The organism is Mucilaginibacter pineti (assembly GCF_900101875.1).
Classification (GTDB): Bacteria; Bacteroidota; Bacteroidia; order Sphingobacteriales; family Sphingobacteriaceae; genus Mucilaginibacter; species Mucilaginibacter pineti.
The window spans coordinates 1,008,815-1,033,634 of the sequence record NZ_FNAI01000001.1; the positions used below are offsets into that span (position 1 = coordinate 1,008,815).

Below are 24,820 nucleotides of genomic sequence, written 5' to 3' on the forward strand. Positions count from 1 at the left end.
TGTGCAGATGATGACGGATGTTCCAATTCCCCTCTTGAGAGGGGACGCGGCGGAACTGAGCGCTGGCAGGGGGTGTGTTTCGTCGGCAAGAACACACCCCTCCACCCCTCTCAAGAGGGGAATAGCACAAGGCCCGGCTTTTAATCCGACTCCTCAATGTGAAATTTATCATCTGCACATCTGAAATCTGCACATCTGAAATCTGAATCATTAATTTGTCAATCTTGTTCATCCTGTTAAACTATTAATAACGTAAGTCCGTATCTTTGTTAACATGAACACAGCCGATCTGTTGCAACGCGCTTTGCGGTTTGATTTTTTAACCCAGGATGAAGGGGTTTATCTATATAACAACGCCTCCACTGCCGATTTGATGTACACCGCCAACGAACTGCGTAAAAAGCAGGTTCCGCATGGCAAGGTTACCTGGCAGATAGACCGTAACGTTAACACCACCAACGTATGTATAGCCAATTGTAAGTTCTGTAACTTTTTCCGCAGGCCTGGTCATGAGGATAGCTACATTACCGATATTGAAACTTATAAAAAGAAGATAGAGGAAACTTTCCGCTACGGTGGCGATCAGCTCCTGCTGCAGGGTGGCCATCACCCGGATCTGGGGCTGAAGTTTTATACCGATCTGTTCAGCGAATTGAAACGGCTGTATCCTAAGCTTAAACTGCACTCTTTAGGTCCGCCGGAGATTGCGCACGTTGCCAAGCTGGAAAGCATGAGCCATTACGATGTGCTGAAAGCAATGAAAGAATCGGGACTGGATTCACTTCCCGGTGCAGGTGCCGAGATCCTGAACGACCGTGTTCGCCGCCTGATATCAAAAGGTAAATGCGGCGGCAAAGAATGGTTAGATGTTATGCGTGCGGCGCACCAGCTTAACCTGCCAAGCTCGGCCACCATGATGTTCGGCCATATAGAAACCATCGAAGAACGTTTTGAGCACCTGGTATGGATTCGCGAGGTACAGGCCGAAAAACCTGAAGGCGCGTATGGCTTTGTGGCCTTTATACCCTGGCCTTTTCAGGATGATGGCACGCTTTTACGCAAAGTGCGTGGTATCACCAATAACGTAACCGGCGACGAATACATTCGTATGATAGCCCTGAGCCGCATTATGCTGCCCAATATAAAAAACATACAGGCATCATGGCTTACCGTTGGCAAGCAGGTTGCACAGCTTTGTTTGCACGCGGGCGCAAATGATTTTGGATCGATAATGATTGAAGAAAACGTAGTATCTGCCGCAGGTGCGCCGCACAGGTTTACCGCCAAAGGCATCCAGGATTCCATAAAAGAAGCCGGCTTTGAACCCCAGCTACGCACCCAAAAATACGATTGGCGAGATGTGCCCGTAGAAATTGAAGAACAGGTTATTAATTATTAGGTTTTCTGGGGTCTGAGGTGTGTGTTCTGAGGTTTGAGTATATTGTTAAGTTATACACTTCAAGAATTTACCATCGGCACATACATCACAGCCCTCAGAACACACAAACCAGACCACACACCTCAGATCACAGCCCTCAGATCACACACCACAGAAGAAAATGGAGCAATACATAGAGGCATTAATTTTCGCGTCGGAACAGGGTATACGGATGGAAGAGATCCTGTATTGTTTGCAGGCTGCCTTTGAGCGCGATCATACTGCCGATGAGGTTAATCAAAGTCTGGCTGCCATACAGGAAAAATACAACCACGATAGCCTGGCCATTGAATTGGTAAAAGTGAACAACGGCTACCAGTTTTTAACCAAAAAACAATACCACCCGGTTATTAACCTGCTGCAAATTCAGCGCAGCAAAAAAAAGCTGAGCCAGGCCGCGCTGGAAACCCTTGCCATCATCGCGTACAAACAACCGGTTACCAAAACCGATGTGGAGCAAATTCGCGGCGTAAACTGCGATTACTCTATCCAAAAACTGCTGGAAAAAGAGCTGATAGCTATAATTGGGAAGTCGGAAGCAGTGGGTAAACCCATACTTTATGGTACCAGTGGCCTGTTTATGGATTATTTTGGCATAAACAACATTCAGGAATTACCTCAGATTAAGGATTTTACAAGCAATTCTGCAAGCATTGGCGAACAGGCAGAATAATTTTAAAATGTATTTCTAATAAAAATGATTTTAATTATTTTTACTACTGAATTAGTTATTTGAAGTAGCCAAAATTTTGATACTTTTAAAAACTGATTTAAATTTATATTGATAAAGTTTTAAAAATAAAATCCGTTACAAATGGGAGCGCCAAAAAAACCGACCACTAAGAAGATCGATAATTCAGAAGACGAAAATGATGACGACGATGATCTGATTATCGACCCAAAGAAGAAAAAAGTTGAGGATGACGATGATGATTTTGACGGCCCGTTAGATGATGACTTGGGCAGAGGTTATGATTCGTTTGAAGATGACGACGACGACGATTATTAAAATTTAAGGAAACATATTCTATTTGTAAAGCATTCAGCACATGCCCTGAATGCTTTTTTTTATATTTAGCCCTCAATGGTTATAACAGAAGTTAAAGATAAAGCATCAAAAAAAGCATTTCTAAACGTAGCCCGCACTCTTTATAGGGATGATAAAAACTGGGTTTGCCCGCTTGATAATGATATTGAAGCGGTGTTTGATCCGGCTAAGAATAATTTCCATAACGATGGCAAGTGTACCCGCTGGATCCTTACCAACGATGGCGGCCAGGTGATTGGCCGCGTGGCGGCCTTCATTAACAACAAAAAAGCCTACCACTATGAGCAGCCAACCGGCGGCATGGGCTTTTTTGAATGTATTGATAATAAAGATGCTGCGTACCTGCTGTTTGATACCGCTAAGAAATGGCTGCAGGCCAACGGCATGCAAGCTATGGACGGCCCCATAAACTTTGGCGAAAACGATAACTTCTGGGGTCTGCTGGTTGAGGGTTTTACACCTCCATCCTATGGCATGAACTATAACTTTCCATACTACCGGGCATTTTTTGAGGATTATGGCTTTAAAACCCAGTATGAGCAAATTACCAACCACCTTGATGTAAACAAACCCTTCTCGGAGCGGTTCACCAAAATTGCCAACTGGGTTATCAAAAAGCCGGGGTATGATTTCAGGCATTTTGAGGTGGCGAAGATGGAAACGTTCGCGACCGATTTTATCGAGATCTACAATGATGCCTGGCGCGATTTTGAGAACTTTGTACCCATAACCCACGCCACCATCTCCGAAAGCTTTAAAAAAATGAAGCCCCTGATGGACGAAAAACTCATCTGGTTTGCCTACATTGATGACGAGCCTGCTGCCTTTGTTATTATTTTACCCGATGCCAACCAAATGCTAAAAACGGTAAATGGCAAACTCAATCTGATAGGTAAGCTTAAATTTGTGTACCGCCGCTGGAAAGGTGTATCGCGCATGCGGGCCATTGTAATGGGGACCAAGCAAAAATACCAGAAACACGGGCTTGAATCGGCAATATTTATAAAACTTAAGGAATATGTATTGCCCCTAAAGCAATATGACGAGCTGGAACTATCCTGGGTGGGCGATTTTAATGAGAAAATGATTGCCATTCATGCAGCCGTAGGTGCTACATTTGGCAAAAAGCATTTAACAATGCGTAAAATATTTTAAAAAAAAGCCCGGCTAAACCGGGCTTTTTTTATGCTGTAGCTTTTGAATGCCTAAGCTCTTCAAACAACTCAATAACCTTTTTTTGCAGGTCGATAACTTCTGTTTCGCGGTCCATCAGGCGTTTGTTAACGGTTTCTAACTCGTTCACAAATTTTTGATCCTGTTCGGCATCGTTAAATGTAAGCAGCTGAACTACCGACATTTCAAACAACGTTGCTATTTGCTCAAGTCTTGATAAATTAATATCTGTAATCCCGGTTTCAATTTTTGAAAATGCGGGAATGGAAATATCTAATCGCTTTGCAACATCCTCCTGGCTCCACCCTTTTTGATGACGCAATAGTCTGATTTTTTTTCCAAGTGTTTTCATGTGATTCTGAATAATAGTGAAGGTTTCGCAAAAGTTAATTCCTTTGCAATAATATTTATTATCACGCTAATTATCAACTAATTTGGATAATATTTTATTAAAAAGCACATTCAAACAAAACAATCTGTAACGAGGTGTGTTTTAGGCAACTAAATACCCAATTAAGCCTTAATTTGACTGTAATTAACCCATAATTAAGCCTGTTTCCACCAAGATTATTATCATCTAAATGCAATTTGACCTGTTTAATTTAAAATAGGTGTTTGAAAACTTAAATCTATTATTACCTTTGTACTGTAATTTATTTTATTACAGATGAACGGTCAGTTTCAAATAGCCATGCACATACTTACCCTGCTTAGTAAGCAGCCCGATGAATTATTATCGTCGGCTTATATAGCGGGGAGTATAAATATTAACCCGGTGCTGGTACGTAAGGAGATCAGCAACCTGCGCAGTTTTGGCCTTATTGAAAGTAAAGAAGGCAAAGATGGCGGCTATAGCTTAGGCAAACCCGCGCACCAAATAACCCTGGCCGATGTATATGTGGCCGTTAAAAATCAATCGGCATTGGGCCAGGCCAAAAACATGCCCAACCCTGCCTGCCCCGTAGGTAAACAAATTAACGGGCACCTTAATAACCTTGCACTGGAGGTTGATACCAGCATCATAAATAAATTAAGCAAAACCACGCTGGCCGCTTTCAGCGATCAGTTCGAATAAAAAAATTTAAAACAAACTGTAACATATTTAATTACATTAAAAAACAAACATCATGAAATTAGCACTAATTGGCGCCACAGGTTTTGTGGGCAAAGCAGTATTAACCGAAGCATTAAGCCGCGGCTACGAGGTAACCGCTATAGCACGCGATCCGCAAAAAATTGAAACAACTAACGACAAGCTTACACTTGTAGCTGCAGATGTACTGGATACCGACAAGCTGGCCGAAATACTTAAAGGCCATGATGCTGTAGTTAATGCATTCAATGCCGGCTGGACAAACCCCGACCTGTACAATGCTTTCCTTAAAGGATCTGAAGCTATACAGGCTGCCGTTAAACAATCGGGCGTTAAGCGTTTGCTGGTAATTGGCGGTGCGGGTAGTTTATTTGTGGCCCCGGGTGTACAATTGGTTGATTCGCCGCAGTTCCCGGCTGAATGGAAGGCAGGCGCTACCGCTGCCCGTGATTATCTTAACGAACTTAAGAAAGAAACTGAGCTTGATTGGACATTTTTAAGTCCGGCTATTAACCTGCACCCTGGCCAGCGCACCGGCACTTTCCGTTTAGGAACCGAAGAACCACTGTTTGATGAAAAAGGTAACCACGAAATTAGCGTTGAAGATTTAGCCGTAGCCATTATAAACGAACTGGAAAACAACGCGTTTGTAAAAAGAAGGTTTACTGTAGGGTATTAAGCCCAGCCCCTTCTCCCCGTTGTCATGCTGAGGTACGAAGCATCTGTTAGCCGACTTTTGTGGCAAACTATGCTGGTCGCATCCCGCCGTCGCTCGGCTCCAACCCATAAGTGTTGGGAAGACTAAATTTTAATAAAAAGGTTGTCATTTCGATTGAGCTCGGGTGGGTAAAAGCATGGCGTGAAAGAGAAATCTTCTACGGAATGCAAAGCTCCAATAGCATAGCGAATAAGATTTCTCACTCGTTCCTCGTATCGAAATGACAACCTTTTACTCTTCCCAACACTTATGGGCCGGAGCCGAGCGACGGCGGAGTGATAGGATCAGTTTGTCATCCTGAGGTACAAAGGATCTATTCGTGAGCAAGTATAATCGCAGATTAGATGCTTCGTACCTCAGCATGACAATAATAGTGGAGGGCTCTTTACTTTATAAACTTAGCAGCTACCCACTCTTTATCTTTTTTATGGATGATGTATTTGAGGCCGTATTTACGGGCTTCGTCGGTGATGATATCCAGATCGGGCGATTCGTAGAAACCGCTGAAATAGATCTCACCATCGGGTTTTAGTGCCTCGGCGTAGCGTTCCATCTGGTCGATAAGGATATTGCGGTTGATGTTGGCCAAAATGGTATCATACTGTTCCTGCGGAATTACCTCTTTTGATCCGCAAAGCGGGATGATATTATCTATATTATTTAATGCCGAATTTTCGATGGTGCTATCATAGCAAACCGGGTCGTAATCAATGGCGGTAACACTTGCAGCGCCAAGCTTTGAGGCCATAATGGCCAAAATACCGGTGCCGCAGCCCATATCCAATACATTTTTAGCTTTAAAATCATTCTCCAGCATTAGCTGCAGCATCATTGATGTGGTTTGATGGTGCCCGGTGCCAAAGGCCATTTTAGGGTCTATCACAATCTCGTAAGGAAACTCGGGTTTTGCCGGATGGAAAGTTGCACGTACGTATATTTTATCGCTGATCTCTATCGGTTCAAAGTTACTTTCCCACACCTCGTTCCAGTTTTTCTGGGGAATGAGCGTAATCTCGTAACTAAAGGTAAACATATCCTGGTAAGGCAAAAGCTGCTCTTTAAGTACATCCTCATTAAAATCACTTTCGGGAATGTAGGCTTTAAACCCAAGTTCGAGCTCTTCAAAAGTATCAAAACCAATTTCGCCCAAGGCATTAATCAACAGGTCCTGCTGGTAATCTTCGGTAGGTATGGTGGTAAAAAGTAATTCGTAGTAGTTCATTGTTTTATAATAATTTGTTATCCCCGGCGGGGCTGAACAATCATAAGCTGATTTGGAGATACACTCCCCGCTATACTTCCCCCTGCAATACAGGTTCGGGATTATCAGGCGTTTCCGCCTTTTTAAACTTTGCGCCGTCGATAAGGTACAGCACCACGAAGGATACCACCCAGTAAACCAATTGTATTTCGGCCATGTACCACCAGAAACTAATCAGCGGCCCTCTACCCTCTGCCTGATCCCAAATCAGATAGCTGAGGCCACCCGCGAAAGCAAAACAAACGAAAGCTATGCAGGCCCCTATTATAAACCGCGCTTTAAGGCTTTTTACCGCATAATTATCCCACAGAGGCACAACAATGAGATGCTGGGTTAAAAGGCCATCAACCAGCAGCAAATAACCAAACAGGTGAAAGTAAGCCATTAAGCTATACAGGTTTCCGTTACCAATTGCATCCAGCTTCATGGGGTGAACGGGCGTATTATAATGTACCACCACCCAAAAAATGCCGAAGTCAATTAAAACCGGTAAAAGAACTTTTAATAGCCGCTTCATTTAGATTTGAGATATTAGATTTGAGATGTGAGATACATCGTCCAAATTTAACGTTTTTTAATAAGTTCTGTTTTAAATCAAAAATGAGATACGGGTATCTCATTTTTGATTTCGTAAAAGATATAAGTAAGAGGGCTGTCACCCTGAGCTTGTCGAAGGGTTGAGCGCAGAGGCCTTTACCCGCGATGCTTCGACAAGCTCAGCATGACCCATCATTGCATAATTAAACAAGGATGAAATACAAGTATCAAAAATCTCAATACTCATATCTCAATACTCACATCTAATTAATTAAACGTTTTCAAGATATCCACAAAATCACGCGATTTCAGGGAAGCACCACCTATAAGGCCGCCATCAATATCCGGGCAGGCAAATAGTTCGGCAGCGTTCTTAGGGTTGCAGCTACCGCCGTAAAGGATGGTTGTAGCATCGGCAACTTCCTGGCTGTATTTAGCAGCTATTTCCTTGCGGATAAACTCGTGAATTTCCTGCGCCTGTGCCGATGATGCGGTTACGCCTGTACCAATGGCCCAAACCGGCTCATAAGCCAATACAAGCTTTGCAAATTGCTCCGCATCTAAATGAAAAACGCCTTCGGCAAGCTGTGTTTTAATAATATCAAAGTGGGTATTTGCTTCGCGCTCCTGTAAGGTTTCGCCAATGCAAAATATAGGGCGGAGATCATTTTTTAAAGCGGTATCGGTTTTTTTAGCCAGTAACTCATTGGTTTCGCCAAAATACTGGCGACGCTCTGAGTGACCCAAAATTACGTAAGCTGCGCCTACCGATTTTATCATTTTTGCAGAGATCTCGCCGGTGTAAGCGCCAGACTCATTCTGATGCGCGTTTTGTGCGCCTACAGCTACTTTAGTGTAACCTTTTGCCAGCTGAACAAGGCTATGCAGGTGTATGAAGGGACTGCAAATAACGGCTTCCTGTGTTCCGGTTGCCTCATCTTTTACCATGTTGATGATCTCAGAAAACAGACCTAAGCCTTCATTGTAATCAAGGTTCATTTTCCAGTTTCCGGCAACAATTTTTTTTCTCATTGTGTTTATTTTAAGTTGATTGTGTTTTGTTTAGTGAGTAGTTGATAGGTTGATTAAGTGAGTGGTTCTTTTATTATAGCTGATTGAATTTATTTGATCATCAAAACCCAATCAACCACTTACTACCCTCTCTAAAACCGACGATACTCGTCTGTTAATTCAAATACTTTTTTTAATATATCCTGTTCGGTTTGGTTAAAGTCACGGTGCTCACGGCGTTCAAAAACCTTTTCGGCAGTTTCTATCATTTTTTTGATGGCATAGGTTTCAAAGCCCTGCGCACCGCCCCATGCAAAATCGGCTATGTAATTACGCGGGAAGCCTGAGCCAAAAACATTTGCCCCCACACCCACTACCGAGCCGGTATTGAACATGGTATTGATGCCGCATTTGGCGTGGTCGGCCATGATAAGGCCACAAAATTGCAGTCCGGTTTTACGGAAACGCTGGGTGGCATAGTCCCAAAGCCTTACCTCGGCGTAATTATTTTTAAGGTTGGAGTTGTTGGAGTCGGCACCAATGTTGCACCATTCGCCCAGCACCGAGTTACCCAGGTAACCCTCATGCCCTTTTGACGAATAGCCCCATATTACCGCGTTATTGAGTTCGCCGCCCACGCGCGAGTACGGGCCAACAGTGGTAGCACCATAAATCTTCGACCCCATTTTTACCTGCGAGTGCTCGCATATAGCAAACGGACCGCGAATATGACTTCCCTCCCAAACCTCGGTATTTGCCGACAGGTAGATAGGCCCGTTAGTAGTATTGAACGACGAGCATTCGGCCACGGCACCTTCCTCGGCAAAAAAATCATCACCAATAATGGTATTCGTGGCGCTTATGGCAGCACTTGTGCGGCCGTTGGTAAGCAATGCATAATCCTTACGCAGCTCAATATCATTTTTCCTGAAAATATCTTCGGGGTATGTGATAGCCACAAACGGGTTAGTGTAGTTTATAACACTGTCAAAATCTGCCCCGGTATTAAAGCTTTGCGCATCAGTGGCGTTAAGCTTAACGGCAAGCAGCTGATCGTTATATTTCAGGGCCTGGCCGGTTTGCAGTTTGTCAATGGCTTCCAGCAGATTATCATCGGGGCAAACGGCGCCGTTTATGAACAGGTTATCGGCCTCAATTTTTACAGGGAACTTGGCCTGTAAATAATCAAGGGTATGAAAAGATGTAGTACTGTTTAAATATTTGGCCCACTTCTCGGCTATGGTAAGAATACCTATGCGCAAATCGGCAACAGGCCGGGTATAGGTAAGCGGTAGCAGGGTTTGGTGTGCGTTATCGTCGAAAAGAATAATAGACATGGCGCAAAAATAAAAAAAGTCCCCCGATACGTCGGGAGACTTGTAAATATTTAATTAAACAAGCAATTATTTCTTGTTGTAACGTGTACGGAATTTATCGATACGACCTGCAGTATCAACCAGTTTCATTTTACCGGTGTAGAAAGGGTGCGAAGTATGCGAAATTTCTAATTTGATCAATGGATACTCGTTACCGTCTTCCCATTTAATGGATTCACGGGTATCGATGCATGATTTAGTCATGAAAGAATAGTCGTTTGACATATCTTTAAATACAACTAATCTATAGTTTGATGGATGCAGATCTTTTTTCATTATATATTAACTTTTTCTTCTCTTCTAAAAGAGGGGCAAATGTAATAATAAAAGTCAAAATTAAAAAGCGAAAATTAAAAAGTTTTATTTGGGGGAGGGATTGGGTGCGGCGATCGGGGTGCGGGGCGCGGGGAAGTTTGCAGTATACATTGAGCAGCAGACAGTTATACAATAGTGATACACTAACGATAACTGCCAACTGCAATCTAAAAATTTTAATTGGGCGTTGCCTGCGGCCCGTGCTATCCGCTTATACTGCACCGGCCTTAGGCTCGTGGCCGGTATCCCAATGTCATTAAGTTAAGGATTTTGTCATTTCGACCAACGGGAGAAATCTTATACGTTTTGCAAGGTTTCCGCCGATATGTATAAGATTTCTCACTCGTACCTCGTATCGAAATGACAAACTTTTTAGTTATTATTCCTTAACTTAATGACATTGCCCGGTATCCGCTGCTATCACTAACGCGGGGGAATAAAACCATGTCATTTCGAACGAGGAACGAGGAGAAACTATCTCTTGAGCGATAGCGAAAAATCTTCTTCGATATGCAATTGGACTCAGTATTTCGTTGAAGATTTCTCTTTCGCCCCCACGCCAGTGCCAATGCTTGCTCTTTCGAAATGACAAACTTTTTATATAAAATTTCGACTTACATTACCCACTACAAGATTTTCACACTCCCCCTTCAGGGGGCCGGGGGGCCTCCTGGCACAACTCAATCAGCACACCATTAGCACTTTTCGGATGAATAAAGCACACCAGTTTGTTATCGGCCCCGCGTTTGGGTTCGTCACTTAACAGTACAAAACCTTGGTTTTTAAGGCGTGCCATTTCGGCAACAATATCGGTTACATCAAAGGCAATGTGGTGAATGCCCTCCCCTTTTTTGGCTATGAATTTGGCTATGGGGCTATCGTCGTCAAGGGCTTGCAGCAGCTCTATTTTATTGGGACCTGCCTGCAGAAAAGCGGTTTGAACGCCCTCCCGGGCCACTCTTTCGGTTTTATAAACCGGTGTATTCAGCAATTTTTCGTAGATAAGGCTCGCTATTTTAATATCGGTTACGGCAATACCAATGTGCTCCACTTTATTCATGTCCAAATATTGTAAATTAATAGTCAGCTTTATTAAATTACGTATGCTTTTAACTACAATTCAATAAAAACTTGCGTATCTTTGTGATGTTAATATATTTTAGTATATGAATATCCCAATTTATTTAGATAACAACGCAACAACACCTATGGACCCACGGGTTCTGGAGGCTATGTTACCCTATTTCAACGAGAAATTTGGTAATGCCGCCAGCCGTAACCATCCTTTTGGATGGGTGGCCGAAGAAGGTGTTGACTATGCACGCGAGCAGGTTGCCAAATTAATAGGTGCAACTGATAAAGAAATTATTTTTACTTCAGGCGCTACTGAGTCAGACAACCTTGCTATTAAAGGCGTGTTTGAAATGTATAAAGAAAAAGGCAACCACATTATAACAACTGTTACCGAGCATAAAGCAGTACTTGACGCTTGCAAGCACGTTGAAAAATTGGGTGGCAAAGTTACCTACCTTCCGGTTAAGGAAGATGGCCTGGTTGACCTGGCTGTATTAGAAGCAGCCATGACGCCAGAAACCATTCTGGTATCGGTAATGTATGGCAACAACGAAATTGGTGTTATTCAGCCTATAAAAGAAATATCGGCAATTGCCCACAAATACGGCGCCCTGTTCATGACAGATGCTGTACAGGCAGTTGGTAAAATACCTGTTGATGTTAATGCTGATGGTATTGACCTTTTAGCATTATCGGCACATAAAATATACGGGCCTAAAGGTGTTGGCGCTTTATACGTACGCCGTAAAGGACCACGCGTTAAAGTTACCGCCCAAATGGACGGTGGCGGTCACGAACGCGGTATGCGCTCTGGCACATTAAACGTACCGGGTATTGTTGGCCTGGGTAAAGCCTGCGAACTTTGCGGTTTAGAAATGGAAAGCGAAGCAAAACGTTTATCAGCTTTGCGCGATAAATTGGAAAAAGCGTTAACCGTACTGGAAGAAAGCTACGTAAACGGAAACGTTGAACACCGCTTACCGCATGTTGCCAATATCTCTTTCAAATATGTTGAAGGCGAAGGCTTAATGATGGCCATGAAAGACCTTGCAGTATCGTCAGGATCTGCTTGTACTTCGGCATCGTTGGAGCCATCATACGTACTGAAAAGCTTAGGTTTATCAGACGACCTGGCACATTCATCTATCCGTTTTGGTTTAGGCCGCTTTACTACCGAAGAAGAAGTTGATTATGCTGTTGCAGTAACCCTTAAAGCGGTTACCCACCTGCGCGAACTTTCACCGCTTTGGGAAATGTTTAAAGAAGGCATCGACCTTAACTCAATTGAGTGGGCAGAACATTAATAAGATTTGAGATGTTAGATATGAGATTTGAGACTCAAACCCTGGCATCTTTTTAGAATTTAGAAATTAGAGTTTAGGATTTTCCTTAACCAATATAAAAATAAAAAAAATGGCATATTCAGATAAAGTAATCGATCACTACACTAACCCCCGCAATGTGGGCACTTTGGATAAAAGCAGCCACAAAGTAGGTACCGGCTTAGTTGGTGCGCCTGAGTGCGGCGACGTAATGCGCCTGCAGATACAGGTTGATGATAACAATGTTATCACCGATGCAAAATTTAAAACTTTCGGATGCGGTTCTGCAATCGCGTCATCATCATTAGCTACCGAGTGGTTAAAAGGTAAAAGCATCGACGATGCCATGAAGATAGACAACATGGATATCGTTGAAGAGCTTGCATTGCCACCGGTAAAGATCCACTGCTCGGTTTTAGCAGAGGACGCTATTAAAGCGGCTATTAATGATTTCCGCGTTAAAAACGGCTTAGCGCCAATTGAAAGCGAAAAAGTACACCATTAATTTAGATTTGAGATGTTAGATATGAGATTTGAGATTTCATATCTGATGCAGATCTTTAAATGGTAAGTTGTTTAAAAGATTGAGTGGAGATTAAGGCTTTTGCCTCATATCTCAAATCTCATATCTCACATCTAAGAAGAAATGGTAACTGTAACTGATAAAGCAAAAAGTAAAATAGAACACCTCATGCAGGATGGCGGGCTTGATGCCTCTTATTTTCTGCGGGTTTCTGTGCAGGGTGGTGGTTGCTCCGGCTTATCATACAACCTTGATTTTGATAACGAAGAAAAAAAGGGCGACCAGTTTTTTGAAGACCAGGGCGTTAGGATGGCGTTGGATATGAAATCGTTCCTGTACCTTGCCGGTACCGAACTTGATTTTTCTGACGGACTTAACGGCAAAGGCTTCAACTTTCACAACCCCAACGCCAGTCGCACCTGCGGCTGCGGCGAAAGTTTCTCCGTATAAAAAATTTACGCGATATACAAGAAGAGGCTGTCTCAAAAGCGAGGCAGCCTCTTTTCTTTTTCCGTAGAGACGCAATATTTTGCGTTTCCCCCTTGCAAATCAATCTGCAAAGGGTTCTGCATAGCCTTAGACGCAAAATATTGCGTCTCTACATTAGAATACCTTCTCCCATAACAATTTGTTAATGAAAGCATAAAGCAAATACAACTTTGCTTTTAACTATGTTGGTTATACTTGCAATAAACAACTATAACAAATGTTATGACAAATTCAATTCTTGAAATCACCGAAAACGAGTACCTGATAAAACTAAACAGGAGTAATTTCAACCTGTCGTTCATCAGGAGTTTATTAAAGATGGTTGAAGTGTCTAACCCAACCGAAGATAGCGACTACACTTACAGCGATGCTGTACATCACCCCTATCAAAACCACTCGGCCACTGCAGACTACTTTAGCGCCATCGACGAAAAATAAAAGGGACCCAATTTTTGGGCCCCTTTTATTTTTTTCTTTTCCTTTTCTTCTATTCTCGAAATTTATCCCAGGGAATCTTCTATTCATAAAGTCTTTTATCCTTTGTCCAAAGAGTCTAAAAGTCCCCTTGTTCCAAAGTCTTAAAACTGGCGATATCCGCCTTTTACTACTTGCTTATCCATTTGGGCCAACTGGCCTTTCATCATCTTTATCTGATCGGCAAGTAGTTTGTTCTTATCATCTTTGGCGGCTTCAGACAGGTACATCTGTGCTTCGCGTTTGTTGCGTTTTGCCATAGAGATCCCCGCAAGACTCAACTTAGCCAGCGCCGTGTTATGCGACATTTTCATACCCAACGACAATGCCTTTTTAAAGTATTTTTCTGATTTCATCGGCGCCTTGCGCGATTCTATCAAACCTATCAACAGGTTATAATAACCATGTTGATTTTTGTGCAGTTGTTTTTCATAATCAGTTATTTTATACAACCACTCCTCGGCTTTAGCCTGATTATCTTTACGCAAAAAGTACTGCGCTATGATCATGTTTTCGTTAAAGAAAAAGCTTAGCAATACAATACCGCCAAACAGCAGTGATAAAATTCCCCAGCCCCAAAAGCCAAAGGCGCAAAGTGCAACGGCAGCACCAAACAACACACACGCAACAATTAACCGAACAATATTTGACATAATTTCTTTACTATATATTAAGCGCAAATATCTGTTTATTTGTACGCTTAACCAACATCTATATTAATATTTATGGCAAACTCATTAGATCCGTCATGGCTTGAAGTTTTAGGCAATGAATTTGGCAAGGATTACATGGTAAAACTGAAACAATTTTTACAAACCGAGAAGGAACAAGGCCAAATAGTTTACCCAAAAAACAGTGATATTTTTAATGCTTTTAACACCACCCACTTTAATGATGTAAAAGTGGTAATACTTGGGCAGGATCCCTATCACGGTGCGCACCAGGCCCACGGGCTTTCCTTTTCGGTACAAAAGGGCATAGCCGTTCCCCGCTCGCTCATGAATATCTATAAAGAACTGCAAACCGATATCCCGGGCTATAAGGTACCTACGCACGGCAACCTGGAAGAATGGGCCGCACAGGGCGTATTACTGCTTAACGCCACGTTAACCGTAAGGGCAAGTACGCCGGGATCGCATCAAAAAAGAGGCTGGGAAGAATTTACCGACGAGGTGATAAAAACTATCTCTGATAAAAAGGAAGGTATTGTATTTATCCTGTGGGGAGCCTTTGCGCAGTCGAAAGCGGTGCTTATAGATGAGAAAAAGCATTTCATCCTCAAATCGCCTCACCCCTCCCCCTTCTCTGCCGACAGGGGATTTTTCGGCAGCAAGCCATTCTCAAAAACAAACGAAATTTTAAAGAAAGAAGGTAAAAAGGAAATTGACTGGCAGATTCATTAGATGTGCAAATTTCAAATGTGCAGATGTGCAGATGAAAAATAAATGTTCAGGATTCGGATCTGCCGATACTAAACAAAAAATGTGCAAATCAGCCTATTGAAGCTCATTTGCACATCTGAAATCTGCATATCTGCACATCCAACCTTAATACTCCAGCGGTACTATCGGTTCTTTTTTACTGGTAGACATGATCATCATGGTTTGGAAGGTTTTTACCACGGTAATGCGGCTAATTTTCTCCATGATCAGTTGTTCGTATGATTTGATGTCGCGCACGTAAACTTTAAGTAAAAAATCGCACTGGCCGGTTACGTGGTGGCACTCGGTAATTTCCTTTATCGTTTGTATCTCATCCAAGAATGTTTGAATGGTGTTTTTCTGGTGAAAATCTAAAGAAATTTGGATAAAGGTTTTAATGCCCAAGCCAAGTTTTTCTTCGTCAACCAGCGCATGATAGCTCTTTATGTATTCCGCGTTTTCCAGCTTGCGCACACGCTCCAGCGTTGGTGCCGGCGAAAGCCCAATCTCGTTAGAAAGTTGAAGGTTAGTTATCCTTCCGTTTTCCTGTAAAATCTTAAGTATCTGTAGGTCTATTTTATCTAATTCAGCAGCCATAGTACATGCAAATATAATATAATCCCATTTACACAAAATTATATTTCTCTTAAAACGGCAACAACAAAAATATATTTCCCAACATGCAAAATTTAGATTAGTCTAAATTTTTTATTAGATTTGTATAAATGAATACATTAGCCGAGGAAAACTACCTTAAATCCATATATCACCTCTCTATAAGTGCTGATAATGTGAGCACTAATCAAATAGCTGCGGCGCTAAATACCAAAGCATCCTCGGTAACAGACATGCTAAAAAAGCTGGCCGAAAAGGCTCTGATAAACTATACGCGGTACCAGGGTGTTAATCTTACACCATCCGGCGAAAAAATTGCCATCAATATTATCCGCAAACACCGCCTTTGGGAGTACTTTTTGGTAGAGAAACTTAACTTTAAGTGGGATCAGGTGCATGACATGGCCGAAGAAATGGAGCACATATCGTCGGCCGAACTCATCGACAGGCTGGACGAGTTCATGGGCCACCCCCGGCATGACCCGCATGGCGACCCGATACCAGACAGCGAGGGTCGTTTTAAAACAGCCGAGTTAAAACCGGTTTCGGCATTAATGGTAAACCAGTGTGGCATCATTTCGGGCGTTCGCGATCATACTTCGCCATTTTTACAATACCTGGAAAAGCAACAGCTCACCATCGGCAAAAAAATTACCATTACCGATATCATTGAATACGATCATTCGGTAGCATTAAAAACAGATACAGAAAAAGAAGTACACATTAGCCGCGAAGTGGCAAATAATTTACTGATAGCCCTATGAGCAACAACAATACTAATCATTCATTAGGCAACGTACACGGCTCGGTTGATCCAGAAAGCAAAACCGGCTGGAAAAAGATCATGGCCTTTTTAGGTCCCGCCTACTTAGTAAGCGTGGGCTACATGGACCCGGGCAACTGGGCAACCGACCTTGCCGGGGGCAGCGCCTTTGGTTATAAGCTTATATGGGTGCTGTTTGCATCAAATTTAATTGCCCTGCTGCTGCAATCGCTGGCGGCAAGGCTTGGCATCGTTCGCGGGCTCGATCTGGCACAGGCCTCTAAAAACGCTTATCCACGCTTCGTGAATTTCTGGCTGTACATACTGGCCCAGATAGCCATTATAGCCTGCGATCTGGCCGAGATCATTGGTATGGCCATCGGTTTAAAATTGCTGTTTCACCTGCCGCTTATCTGGGGGGTATCATTAACCATTACCGATACCGTGCTGATGCTTTGGCTCATGAACAAAGGCATGCGCAAGCTGGAGGGTTTTATTATTTCGATGATCTTTATTATCGGCATCTCCTTTTTGGTAGAGATGTTTATTGTAGGGCCGGATATTGTGGATGTTGCCAAAGGTTTTATCCCCAGCAATTTGTTTGGGCAGGATAAGGTGAGCCAGCAAATGCTGTACATTGCCATTGGTATAATTGGTGCCACGGTAATGCCGCATAACCTGTACCTGCACTCGTCGCTGGTGCAAACACGCAAGATAACCCGCACCGAGGAGGGCTTTAAATCTGCCATAAAATTCAACCTGTTTGATACAGTTATAGCCCTCAACCTCGCATTTTTTGTGAACGCGGCCATACTTATACTGGCGGCTACTGCCTTCTTCAAAAACGGTTATTTCCAGGTTGCCGAAATACAGGATGCCTATAAATTACTGGAACATATTTTCGGTAAAATAGCGCCCGTACTGTTTGCCGTAGCACTCATAGCATCCGGACAAAGCTCAACCATTACCGGTACCCTTGCCGGCCAAATAATTATGGAGGGCCACATTAACCTGCGTATTGAGCCCTGGCTGCGCCGATTACTTACCCGGGTGCTGGCCATAGTACCGGCCGTTTTCACCATTATTTATTTTGGCGAAGATGCGCTGGGCAGCCTTATTATATTAAGCCAGGTAGTGCTAAGTCTGCAACTGGGCTTTGCGGTGATCCCGCTTATTCATTTTACATCTGATAAAAAGCGGATGGGTAATTTCGCCATTAGTCTTAAAGTAAAGATCCTTGCCTGGGCAAGCGCCATACTCATAGTAGGCCTGAACGCCAAACTGGTATATGACCAAATTGGCGATTGGCTAAGCGGCAACAAAAATGCCGACATCTACATTTATGTTTTTGTAGTACCCATAGTAATAGCCATTGCTTTACTATTGCTGTATGTATTTTTACGCCCCATGCTATTTAAACACGCCGATAAGCCTGCCTACGTACCGCATGGCATTGCCGGCGCTATTACCGAGTTGGATGCCGTTACCTACAAGCATCTGGCCATTACCATAGATTTTTCAAAGAATGATAACGACTGCCTGCGCCATGCCATTATGCAGGGCGGTAAACAAGCCACCTATACACTTATTCACGTGGTAGAAACCGCCGGTGCCCGCTATTACGGCGGCCAGGTACTGGATAACGAAACCCAAAGTGATGCCGACAACCTCGACAAATACGTACAAGCCATGAAGAAACTTGGTTACAAAGCCGAAGCGGAGATTGGCTACGGCAGCCCCGCCACCGCCATTGCAGACATTGTGAACAAGAACGGGGTTGATTTTATAGTGATGGGATCGCACGGGCACAAGGCACTCAAGGACCTCATATTCGGCACAACCGTAAACTCGGTAAGGCACATGGTAAATGTACCGGTGCTTATTGTGAAGCCGCAGTAGCGACTGCAGATTACTCACCCGGCTACGCTGCGCTGGCCACCCTTTCTTTGCCTTCGGCGGAAAGAGGGGTTTGCAAAGTTTGATATTGATTAATAAACAAAACCTTCCCCACCCTCTTTCCAGCGAAGCTGAAGAGAGGGTGGACGCACGAAGTGCCGGCGGGGTGAGTAGAAATGGTTGCAGGTCCTATATACAAACAGTAGAGCAGATTCTTCGCTCCGCTCAGAATGACAAACTGATTATAACAACCCAAATTCGACAAGTAAAATTTTACGTAAGTTTGCAGCTTTAGCTGCCCTGAAAAATGATAGAGGATAAAGTATATATAAAGAACAAGAAAGCTTATTTTGAGTACCACATACTGGATAAATACGTAGCCGGGATTAAACTGCTGGGCACCGAAATTAAATCTATCCGCGAAGGTAAGGCAAACATCAATGATGCTTTTTGTACGTTTATCAGCAACCAGCTTTACGTACGCAACCTGCATATCTCAGAATATTCGTTCGGCTCGTTTTATAACCACGAAGCTAAGCGCGACCGCGTGCTGCTGCTCAACAAAAAAGAACTCAAAAAACTCCTTACCCGCGGCGAAGAAAAAGGCCTGACCATTGTACCCCTGGCCCTATTCATTAGCGAACGCGGCTTTGCCAAACTTGAAATTGGCCTTGCCCAGGGTAAAAAAACCTTCGACAAGCGCGATACCATGAAAGAACGCGATACCAAAATTGAAATGGACAGGGCAATGAAAAGGTAATAAGTTATCTAAGCACATATAAAAAGAAAAGAGGCGCAAATTGCGCCTCTTTTCTTTTTATAGCCATACTTTCAAGCTTAATCGCGGTGATGATGTCTGTGTTTTTTCTTTTTGGATGATGAATGTTTTTTCTCCGACTTTGATGAGGTGGACGGTTTATCATTCGATTTTGTTGACTGCGTATTCACTACGGCGGTTTTAACATCGGTAGAATCTTTGCTCAGCTGCTTCACCGTAAATTCATTGCTGCGCAGGCTGTATTCCAACTGGCGTTTGGCACCACTTGGTTTGGCATCCTTACCCGTACCGTTAAAGATCTGAAACTCGCGAATCAATTTACCATCACGAATATAAAAGTTATCATCGCCCCGGTAACCTTTGCGCTGTGAAACGTTGAGCCGGGGAAAATCAAGCTTATTGGCTTTATTATTATTAAACTCGTAAGCGTACACGTTGGTTCGGCTTATGGTATCCTTTGATCTGGCCTGGATAAGTATTTCGGGATTACCGTCGAGATCCATATCGGCATTGTACACATCTACAATATTGCCCTCCAGATCACCGGTGGTGGTAGTATATTTTATACCCGATGAATCGGAATGCAGGATCATGAATGAACCAGCCTCCAATGAGCCCCGCCCCCAGCTAAACACATCATAACTTTGCCCCGGCGAAACCTCTATCAGCTTATGGTACCTGAACGGGGCCATCAGCTGCGGTTTTTTGGGTGCCGCGGGTGTGTTAACGGTTTTTGTGTCGTTGCCGCCGCAGCCTGTTACAGCGCCGGCGGCGGCCATTAAGAACAATAAATAATAAAACTTTTTAGTCATTATAATTTTGTATCCTCTGTTAATTATACAGCGTACCGGCAATAAGCTCTGCCTTGCCCTTTACCGGTGAAGTTATGAAAACTTTTAACGTTCCGGAACCTCCCGCATCAACATATTTAAGGGTAAAACGGTGATAGCCCTTCAGCAAGGCTGTTGCACCTTCCTGTTCGGTAACGGTATGTTTGCCATCATTATCTACCACAACCTGGTCATCTATCAGCAACACCGCTCCGTTACCACTTTGTACGGAGAAGCCATAACCGCCATCAGCATCAATGTTAATAAATCCGCTGTAAATTACACCATACTTACCTTTACTTTTTCTAAAATCGGCAGTGCTGAAGGTTTTTACCGTGCCGCTATCGGTTGGTGCAAGGTTACTTAACTGACCCGTGTAATTATAGGTACCGGTGAATAACTGGTATTTTAATCCGCTTGTGGTACCTGTATAGTTAACGGCTGCCAATGGTGCTTTATTATAAACCATGGTGCGGGTTACATTGCTCCTTTTGCCAGATGGCGTTATTACAATGGTTTGCAGCTCGCGGTATTGATCGATGGGTACATTATAGGTCATGGGTATGTGGTACTCATTGTCGGTTTCGCGCGGAGTGTAGCCGTCAATAGTATAATAAACCTTGGCACCCTCCACCGGCGATTTTAGCTGCACGGTAAGTTGTGTGCCTATCATGGTGGTGTCCTTTGCACCAATAGCCACAGGCACATGGTAATCGAATCCGTTTTTATCCAGCCACGCTAAATGACCGGGTAGCCTTGTTTCAGAAAAGTCCTTAAAACTCTTATTCTCCAACGGCGACCACGCAATCTCCGATAAGGCCAGCAAGCGCGGCAGCAACATAAATTCCACCTTATTATCAGTACCTATATACTCTGTCCACAGGTTGGCCTGTACGCCCATAACGTATTTCTTTTGCTCGGCAGTAAGTGCTTCGGGAGTGGGATCGTAACTGTAAATTTTTGAGAGCGGCTCATTACCGCCAATGCTCAGCGGCTCCTGGCTTGGTTTGCCCTGCCCATGATCTATATATAAACCGTGGCTGCCGGGCGTCATGATAACATTGTGTTTTTGCTGGGCAGCAGCAATGCCGCCTTCTTCGCCGCGCCAGCTCATAACAGCCGCGTTAGGTGCAAGACCGCCTTCCAGGATCTCGTCCCAGCCTATGATATTGCGACCTTTGGCGTTCACAAATTTCTCTATCCGCTGGATGAAATAACTTTGTAACGCATCCTCATCCTTCAGCTTTAATTTTTTGATAAGCTGCTGGCAAAATGGTGAATTTTTCCAGGCAGTTTTAGGGGCTTCGTCGCCGCCTATATGAATATATTTACTCGGGAACAGCGCAATCACCTCGGTTAATACATCCTGCAAAAAGGCAAATGTTTTATCGGTAGGACAATAGATCTCCGGGAACACGCCCCATGTTTCGGCAGTTTTATAAGTTTTTGATGGATCGCAGCTTAATTCAGGATAAGCAGCTAAGGCAGCGGATGAATGGCCCGGCATCTCAATTTCAGGCACAATGTTGATGTACCTGTCGGCCGCATATTTTATCACATCACGGATTTGATCCTGGGTATAAAAACCACCGTAAGGGGTATTGTCAAATTGTTGCGGTGTACGGTCGTGATAATTGCCTATCACGGTTTGCGCGCGCATGCTGCTTATCTGGGTAAGTTTTGGGTATTTTTTTATTTCGATGCGCCAGCCCTGATCATCGGTTAAGTGCCAGTGAAAGTTATTAAGCTTGTAGGCAGCCAGCAGGTCGATGTATCTTTTAACCATTTCTACCGAGAAGAAATGGCGACAAACATCAAGCATGGCACCACGATAACCGAAACGCGGATAATCTTCTACCTCCAAACATGGCAGCTTAGCGGTAGCAGCGCGCTCGGCGGGAAACAATTGCATAAGGGTTTGAATACCATAAAAAAGTCCCGATCCTTTACCTTCAACCGTAATTTGCTGCGGTGTAATGGTTAAGCGGTAACCTTCGGCAGGCAGGTTTTCGGTACCGGCAGATGTTAGTGTGATAACGTTTGATGTACGGGCGCCCTTAATTACAATTGCCTTATTATAAGCCTGTTTATTGGCCAGGTAATCCTTAAAAAATAATACCGCCTTGTTCGATGGTGAATCGGCCTGGATGGTGGTTTCCTGACTCAGCACAAACTGACCGGTCGACTTTTTTAACGATACCGGCGCCGGGATAATCCCCGAATAAGGATCGGCATCCTGGGCATTCACAACAATTGCAAATGATGTAAGCAGGACAAACAACATTAAGGAAGCTTTTTTATACATAATCATAGGATATTGGTGGTAAATTGTGAATATAGAGTTTTTAAAAAAATATAAGAAGTTTTGAATTGCGAAAACGTTTGCATAACTTTTTATAAGCCTTGGGGGAACGCAAATTACCATGTTGTTTGGTGGCTCTGCTTGGCGGTTCGACTCACCCCGCCGGCACTTCGTGCGGCGACTCTCTCTGCGGCTTCGCCGCAAAGAGGGTGAGGACATTTTTTTCTTTCTATAGATTTCTTTAAACTCACTTGCGCTCGTTTGTAACGAGTGCTTAACACAGTTACGCGATTGCATCGCGACAATGCGTTGTAAACGCAAAAACACTTTAAGCACTCGTTACAAACCACAGGTGTTGGGAAGAGTAAAATGTTGGCATTCCCATACGAGGACCGAGTGAGAAATCTTATGCGTTATGTTATTGGAACTTTGCATTCCGCAGAAGATTTCTCCTTCGCGCCACGCTTTTACCCGCCCGGGCTCTATCGAAATGACAAACTTTTTATAAAATTCAGTCTTCCCAACACCTGTGGTTACAAAAGAGCGCAAGTAGGACACGCTTTTTTAACTATACCCCGCCCCTCTTTCCGCCGAAGGCGAAGAGAGGGTGACCAAGCGTAGCGATGGTCGGGTGAGTCCGGCGGTAGTTTACACGCACAAGCCCCCCCCAAACCGTAAACAAACAAAAAAGGCCACTTTTTCAAGCAGCCTTTCAAATATATTTCTTTTCCGATAAAGAGCTTACGCCGTTACCACATGCTCTTTGGCTGCCAGGTAGCGTTCTGCATCAATGGCGGCCATACAACCTGTACCGGCGGCAGTAACTGCCTGGCGGTAGATGTGATCCTGGGCATCGCCGCAGCAAAATACGCCTTCAACATTGGTTTCTGTTGATCCGGGGCGAGTTTTAATGTAACCGGTTTCGTCCATATGGATCCAGCCTTTAAAAATATCGGTGTTGGGGTGGTGACCAATGGCCACAAAAAAGCCCGTAACATCAAGGTCGGTATCGGTGTTGGTTACGTTATTGGTAACTTTTACGCCGGTAACGCTTTGTCCGTCGCCAAGGATCTCCTTGGTTTCGGTGTTGTACAGTATCTCGATATTGGGGGTATTCAACACGCGATGAACCATTGCCTTTGAGGCACGGAACTCATCACGGCGAACAATCATATAAACCTTGCGGCATAATTTGGCAAGGTAAGTAGCTTCTTCGGCAGCGGTATCACCGGCACCTACAATGGCTACGTCCTGTCCTTTAAAGAAAAACCCGTCGCAAACGGCACAAGCCGATACGCCAAAGCCGCTGTATTTTTGTTCAGAATCTAACCCAAGCCATTTGGCAGATGCGCCTGTTGAAATAATAACAGTATCGGCAAGTATGGTTTTTACCTCATCAACCACCACCTTGTGCGGCAAGCTGGTAAAATCTACCGAACTCACATAGCCAAAACGGATATCGGTACCCAGGCGTTCGGCCTGTTTACGAAAATCTTCCATCATTTCGGGGCCCATGATGCCCAAAGGATAACCGGGAAAGTTCTCTACATCGGTAGTTTGGGTAAGCTGTCCGCCGGCTAATAAACCGGTGTACATTACGGGTTTCAGATCAGCCCGTGAAGCATATATTGCGGCAGTGTAACCAGCCGGGCCCGAACCAATGATCAGGCATTTTACGTGTTCTAATTCTTCAGACATTTGTTGCTAAATGAGATGCGAATTTAAGGTTTCCGGGGGTATTAAGCAATAGCAGATGGTCAGTATATTGCCATTGTTTGGCGGGGTTACAGTTGATGTAAAACATAGTATATGATTACACTTGCTATCAGTAAAACTCCTATTATAAATAACACAGGGGCAAGAAATTTGGTGAACGTGTTATCAATTATAAAATGCTTGTAGTTGGCAGGATCATAAATTACACTAACACTGTCACCTTCCTTATATACGGATGGACGGCTGCCCAACTTATAAGTTTCCGTTATCCATTCTTTATCTTCTGTTAAATATCTTATTACAGGATAATACATCGATGAATTGGTTTCGTCATCTGTGCTTTCTTCAATTCTGAAAACCACGCCATTAACTTTAACACCGGTTTTAATCAGTTTCCGGCGTTCGTTAAATTTACCTGCACCAAGCACGGCCAGAAAAGCACCACCGGTAAGCAATATCAGTTCATCGTAATTTACGTTCATTGTTTTTATTTTCGTCTGAACCTTGATTAAACAGATTAAAGGATTATCAGGATTCTTTTATCCTTGTTCTTTTGTCCTTTGTCCTTGTTCTTTCCGTCCTTGTTCTTTTGTCTGAACCTTGATTAAACGAATTAAAGGATTACCAGGATTCTTTTATCCTTATTA

The 24,820-nt window shown here is 43.6% G+C and carries 27 protein-coding genes; 14 read left to right on the forward strand and 13 right to left on the reverse strand.

Translation table 11 applies throughout. The features are described 5' to 3' along the window. The first annotated feature begins 274 nt into the window (after positions 1-274). From mqnC to BLS59_RS04020, 4 genes are all read left to right on the forward strand, one after another. Positions 275-1,399, forward strand: coding sequence for a cyclic dehypoxanthinyl futalosine synthase (mqnC, locus tag BLS59_RS04005; protein ID WP_091144656.1), 1,125 nt, complete (start codon positions 275-277; stop codon positions 1,397-1,399). A gap of 160 nt (positions 1,400-1,559) precedes the next feature. Then, positions 1,560-2,111 (forward strand): SMC-Scp complex subunit ScpB, encoded by a 552-nt coding sequence (gene scpB / locus BLS59_RS04010; RefSeq protein WP_091144658.1) that lies wholly within the window; start codon positions 1,560-1,562, stop codon positions 2,109-2,111. A 141-nt stretch (positions 2,112-2,252) separates the two neighbouring features. Continuing rightward, the gene (locus tag BLS59_RS04015; protein WP_091144660.1) at positions 2,253-2,447 is read left to right on the forward strand and encodes a hypothetical protein; all 195 of its coding nucleotides are present in this window, start codon (positions 2,253-2,255) and stop codon (positions 2,445-2,447) included. A 75-nt stretch (positions 2,448-2,522) separates the two neighbouring features. Further along, a complete protein-coding gene (locus BLS59_RS04020) occupies positions 2,523-3,641 on the forward strand; it encodes an N-acetyltransferase (protein WP_091144662.1) in 1,119 nt (372 codons plus the stop codon). Between the two features lie 28 nt (positions 3,642-3,669). On the opposite strand, the gene BLS59_RS04025 is transcribed toward BLS59_RS04020, so the two are convergent. Next, positions 3,670-4,011, reverse strand: coding sequence for a helix-turn-helix domain-containing protein (locus BLS59_RS04025; protein ID WP_076378169.1), 342 nt, complete (start codon positions 4,009-4,011; stop codon positions 3,670-3,672). 315 nt (positions 4,012-4,326) lie between these two features. On the opposite strand from BLS59_RS04025, the gene BLS59_RS04030 reads away from it, so the two are divergent. Then, positions 4,327-4,734, forward strand: coding sequence for an Rrf2 family transcriptional regulator (locus BLS59_RS04030; RefSeq protein WP_091144664.1), 408 nt, complete (start codon positions 4,327-4,329; stop codon positions 4,732-4,734). Positions 4,735-4,786: 52 nt separating this feature from the next. Further along, positions 4,787-5,431: an NAD(P)-dependent oxidoreductase gene (locus tag BLS59_RS04035; protein WP_205411171.1), complete on the forward strand. Its 645-nt coding sequence runs from the start codon at positions 4,787-4,789 to the stop codon at positions 5,429-5,431. A gap of 424 nt (positions 5,432-5,855) precedes the next feature. Here the strand turns inward: BLS59_RS04035 and prmA are convergent, their stop codons facing one another. From prmA to mce, 6 genes are all read right to left on the reverse strand, one after another. After that, a complete protein-coding gene (gene prmA / locus BLS59_RS04040) occupies positions 5,856-6,692 on the reverse strand; it encodes a 50S ribosomal protein L11 methyltransferase (protein ID WP_091144669.1) in 837 nt (278 codons plus the stop codon). Positions 6,693-6,762: 70 nt separating this feature from the next. After that, a complete protein-coding gene (locus BLS59_RS04045) occupies positions 6,763-7,248 on the reverse strand; it encodes a hypothetical protein (protein WP_091144673.1) in 486 nt (161 codons plus the stop codon). 287 nt (positions 7,249-7,535) lie between these two features. After that, a complete protein-coding gene (gene tpiA, locus BLS59_RS04050) occupies positions 7,536-8,300 on the reverse strand; it encodes a triose-phosphate isomerase (protein WP_091144675.1) in 765 nt (254 codons plus the stop codon). A gap of 131 nt (positions 8,301-8,431) precedes the next feature. Beyond that, complete coding sequence (locus tag BLS59_RS04055) at positions 8,432-9,616, reverse strand: GlmU family protein (RefSeq protein ID WP_091144677.1); 1,185 nt, start codon at positions 9,614-9,616, stop codon at positions 8,432-8,434. Between the two features lie 66 nt (positions 9,617-9,682). Continuing rightward, positions 9,683-9,931 carry a type B 50S ribosomal protein L31 gene (locus BLS59_RS04060; RefSeq protein ID WP_091144679.1) on the reverse strand — a complete coding sequence of 83 codons (249 nt, stop codon included), beginning with the start codon at positions 9,929-9,931 and terminating at the stop codon, positions 9,683-9,685. Positions 9,932-10,607: 676 nt separating this feature from the next. Next, positions 10,608-11,030: a methylmalonyl-CoA epimerase gene (mce, locus tag BLS59_RS04065; protein WP_091144681.1), complete on the reverse strand. Its 423-nt coding sequence runs from the start codon at positions 11,028-11,030 to the stop codon at positions 10,608-10,610. 106 nt (positions 11,031-11,136) lie between these two features. Here mce and BLS59_RS04070 point away from each other — a divergent pair, with 106 nt between their 5' ends. The 4 genes from BLS59_RS04070 to BLS59_RS04085 all read left to right on the forward strand — a co-directional run bounded on the left by BLS59_RS04070 (position 11,137) and on the right by BLS59_RS04085 (position 13,816). Beyond that, positions 11,137-12,348, forward strand: a complete 1,212-nt coding sequence (locus tag BLS59_RS04070; protein ID WP_091144683.1) for an IscS subfamily cysteine desulfurase — start codon at positions 11,137-11,139, stop codon at positions 12,346-12,348. Between the two features lie 109 nt (positions 12,349-12,457). Further along, positions 12,458-12,871 (forward strand): Fe-S cluster assembly scaffold IscU, encoded by a 414-nt coding sequence (gene iscU / locus BLS59_RS04075; RefSeq protein WP_076378185.1) that lies wholly within the window; start codon positions 12,458-12,460, stop codon positions 12,869-12,871. Between the two features lie 141 nt (positions 12,872-13,012). Further along, positions 13,013-13,339, forward strand: a complete 327-nt coding sequence (locus BLS59_RS04080; RefSeq protein ID WP_091144685.1) for a HesB/IscA family protein — start codon at positions 13,013-13,015, stop codon at positions 13,337-13,339. 261 nt (positions 13,340-13,600) lie between these two features. Beyond that, entirely contained in the window at positions 13,601-13,816 is a 216-nt protein-coding gene (locus BLS59_RS04085; protein WP_091144687.1) for a hypothetical protein, read from the forward strand. A gap of 140 nt (positions 13,817-13,956) precedes the next feature. On the opposite strand, the gene BLS59_RS04090 is transcribed toward BLS59_RS04085, so the two are convergent. Next, positions 13,957-14,505 carry a hypothetical protein gene (locus BLS59_RS04090; protein ID WP_091144691.1) on the reverse strand — a complete coding sequence of 183 codons (549 nt, stop codon included), beginning with the start codon at positions 14,503-14,505 and terminating at the stop codon, positions 13,957-13,959. A 72-nt stretch (positions 14,506-14,577) separates the two neighbouring features. Between BLS59_RS04090 and ung the strand changes: the two genes are divergently transcribed. After that, a complete protein-coding gene (gene ung, locus BLS59_RS04095; RefSeq protein ID WP_091144695.1) occupies positions 14,578-15,255 on the forward strand; it encodes a uracil-DNA glycosylase in 678 nt (225 codons plus the stop codon). A 144-nt stretch (positions 15,256-15,399) separates the two neighbouring features. On the opposite strand, the gene BLS59_RS04100 is transcribed toward ung, so the two are convergent. Beyond that, on the reverse strand, positions 15,400-15,870 hold the full coding sequence (locus BLS59_RS04100; RefSeq protein ID WP_091144699.1) for an Lrp/AsnC family transcriptional regulator: 471 nt from the start codon (positions 15,868-15,870) through the stop codon (positions 15,400-15,402). A gap of 128 nt (positions 15,871-15,998) precedes the next feature. Between BLS59_RS04100 and BLS59_RS04105 the strand changes: the two genes are divergently transcribed. The 3 genes from BLS59_RS04105 to smpB all read left to right on the forward strand — a co-directional run bounded on the left by BLS59_RS04105 (position 15,999) and on the right by smpB (position 19,307). Continuing rightward, on the forward strand, positions 15,999-16,652 hold the full coding sequence (locus tag BLS59_RS04105) for a metal-dependent transcriptional regulator (RefSeq protein ID WP_091144703.1): 654 nt from the start codon (positions 15,999-16,001) through the stop codon (positions 16,650-16,652). Beyond that, on the forward strand, positions 16,649-18,550 hold the full coding sequence (locus tag BLS59_RS04110) for an Nramp family divalent metal transporter (protein ID WP_091144784.1): 1,902 nt from the start codon (positions 16,649-16,651) through the stop codon (positions 18,548-18,550). The genes BLS59_RS04105 and BLS59_RS04110 overlap by 4 nt, the downstream gene beginning before the upstream one ends. Positions 18,551-18,854: 304 nt before the next feature. Beyond that, positions 18,855-19,307, forward strand: a complete 453-nt coding sequence (gene smpB, locus BLS59_RS04115; protein WP_091144787.1) for an SsrA-binding protein SmpB — start codon at positions 18,855-18,857, stop codon at positions 19,305-19,307. 77 nt (positions 19,308-19,384) lie between these two features. On the opposite strand, the gene BLS59_RS04120 is transcribed toward smpB, so the two are convergent. From BLS59_RS04120 to BLS59_RS04135, 4 genes are all read right to left on the reverse strand, one after another. Continuing rightward, complete coding sequence (locus BLS59_RS04120) at positions 19,385-20,137, reverse strand: hypothetical protein (protein WP_091144791.1); 753 nt, start codon at positions 20,135-20,137, stop codon at positions 19,385-19,387. A 19-nt stretch (positions 20,138-20,156) separates the two neighbouring features. Next, complete coding sequence (locus tag BLS59_RS04125; RefSeq protein ID WP_091144794.1) at positions 20,157-22,460, reverse strand: family 20 glycosylhydrolase; 2,304 nt, start codon at positions 22,458-22,460, stop codon at positions 20,157-20,159. 738 nt (positions 22,461-23,198) lie between these two features. Beyond that, positions 23,199-24,155, reverse strand: a complete 957-nt coding sequence (gene trxB, locus BLS59_RS04130; protein WP_091144797.1) for a thioredoxin-disulfide reductase — start codon at positions 24,153-24,155, stop codon at positions 23,199-23,201. A gap of 86 nt (positions 24,156-24,241) precedes the next feature. Continuing rightward, positions 24,242-24,655 carry a DUF3592 domain-containing protein gene (locus tag BLS59_RS04135; protein WP_091144800.1) on the reverse strand — a complete coding sequence of 138 codons (414 nt, stop codon included), beginning with the start codon at positions 24,653-24,655 and terminating at the stop codon, positions 24,242-24,244. Positions 24,656-24,820: the final 165 nt, after the last annotated feature.

What these genes read in the sequence shown, in the direction of transcription:
- BLS59_RS04110 (WP_091144784.1), top strand. Translation starts at nt 16,649, where the DNA reads ATGAGCAACAACAATACTAATCATTCATTAGGCAACGTACACGGCTCG.
- BLS59_RS04105 (WP_091144703.1), top strand. Translation starts at nt 15,999, where the DNA reads ATGAATACATTAGCCGAGGAAAACTACCTTAAATCCATATATCACCTC.
- BLS59_RS04055 (WP_091144677.1), bottom strand. Translation starts at nt 9,616, where the DNA reads ATGTCTATTATTCTTTTCGACGATAACGCACACCAAACCCTGCTACCG.
- BLS59_RS04120 (WP_091144791.1), bottom strand. Translation starts at nt 20,137, where the DNA reads ATGACTAAAAAGTTTTATTATTTATTGTTCTTAATGGCCGCCGCCGGC.
- BLS59_RS04125 (WP_091144794.1), bottom strand. Translation starts at nt 22,460, where the DNA reads ATGTATAAAAAAGCTTCCTTAATGTTGTTTGTCCTGCTTACATCATTT.
- trxB (WP_091144797.1), bottom strand. Translation starts at nt 24,155, where the DNA reads ATGTCTGAAGAATTAGAACACGTAAAATGCCTGATCATTGGTTCGGGC.
- BLS59_RS04060 (WP_091144679.1), bottom strand. Translation starts at nt 9,931, where the DNA reads ATGAAAAAAGATCTGCATCCATCAAACTATAGATTAGTTGTATTTAAA.
- BLS59_RS04045 (WP_091144673.1), bottom strand. Translation starts at nt 7,248, where the DNA reads ATGAAGCGGCTATTAAAAGTTCTTTTACCGGTTTTAATTGACTTCGGC.
- tpiA (WP_091144675.1), bottom strand. Translation starts at nt 8,300, where the DNA reads ATGAGAAAAAAAATTGTTGCCGGAAACTGGAAAATGAACCTTGATTAC.
- ung (WP_091144695.1), top strand. Translation starts at nt 14,578, where the DNA reads ATGGCAAACTCATTAGATCCGTCATGGCTTGAAGTTTTAGGCAATGAA.
- iscU (WP_076378185.1), top strand. Translation starts at nt 12,458, where the DNA reads ATGGCATATTCAGATAAAGTAATCGATCACTACACTAACCCCCGCAAT.
- scpB (WP_091144658.1), top strand. Translation starts at nt 1,560, where the DNA reads ATGGAGCAATACATAGAGGCATTAATTTTCGCGTCGGAACAGGGTATA.
- BLS59_RS04085 (WP_091144687.1), top strand. Translation starts at nt 13,601, where the DNA reads ATGACAAATTCAATTCTTGAAATCACCGAAAACGAGTACCTGATAAAA.
- BLS59_RS04035 (WP_205411171.1), top strand. Translation starts at nt 4,787, where the DNA reads ATGAAATTAGCACTAATTGGCGCCACAGGTTTTGTGGGCAAAGCAGTA.
- BLS59_RS04100 (WP_091144699.1), bottom strand. Translation starts at nt 15,870, where the DNA reads ATGGCTGCTGAATTAGATAAAATAGACCTACAGATACTTAAGATTTTA.
- BLS59_RS04080 (WP_091144685.1), top strand. Translation starts at nt 13,013, where the DNA reads ATGGTAACTGTAACTGATAAAGCAAAAAGTAAAATAGAACACCTCATG.
- prmA (WP_091144669.1), bottom strand. Translation starts at nt 6,692, where the DNA reads ATGAACTACTACGAATTACTTTTTACCACCATACCTACCGAAGATTAC.
- BLS59_RS04030 (WP_091144664.1), top strand. Translation starts at nt 4,327, where the DNA reads ATGAACGGTCAGTTTCAAATAGCCATGCACATACTTACCCTGCTTAGT.
- BLS59_RS04135 (WP_091144800.1), bottom strand. Translation starts at nt 24,655, where the DNA reads ATGAACGTAAATTACGATGAACTGATATTGCTTACCGGTGGTGCTTTT.
- BLS59_RS04090 (WP_091144691.1), bottom strand. Translation starts at nt 14,505, where the DNA reads ATGTCAAATATTGTTCGGTTAATTGTTGCGTGTGTGTTGTTTGGTGCT.
- mqnC (WP_091144656.1), top strand. Translation starts at nt 275, where the DNA reads ATGAACACAGCCGATCTGTTGCAACGCGCTTTGCGGTTTGATTTTTTA.
- mce (WP_091144681.1), bottom strand. Translation starts at nt 11,030, where the DNA reads ATGAATAAAGTGGAGCACATTGGTATTGCCGTAACCGATATTAAAATA.
- smpB (WP_091144787.1), top strand. Translation starts at nt 18,855, where the DNA reads ATGATAGAGGATAAAGTATATATAAAGAACAAGAAAGCTTATTTTGAG.
- BLS59_RS04020 (WP_091144662.1), top strand. Translation starts at nt 2,523, where the DNA reads ATGGTTATAACAGAAGTTAAAGATAAAGCATCAAAAAAAGCATTTCTA.
- BLS59_RS04070 (WP_091144683.1), top strand. Translation starts at nt 11,137, where the DNA reads ATGAATATCCCAATTTATTTAGATAACAACGCAACAACACCTATGGAC.
- BLS59_RS04025 (WP_076378169.1), bottom strand. Translation starts at nt 4,011, where the DNA reads ATGAAAACACTTGGAAAAAAAATCAGACTATTGCGTCATCAAAAAGGG.
- BLS59_RS04015 (WP_091144660.1), top strand. Translation starts at nt 2,253, where the DNA reads ATGGGAGCGCCAAAAAAACCGACCACTAAGAAGATCGATAATTCAGAA.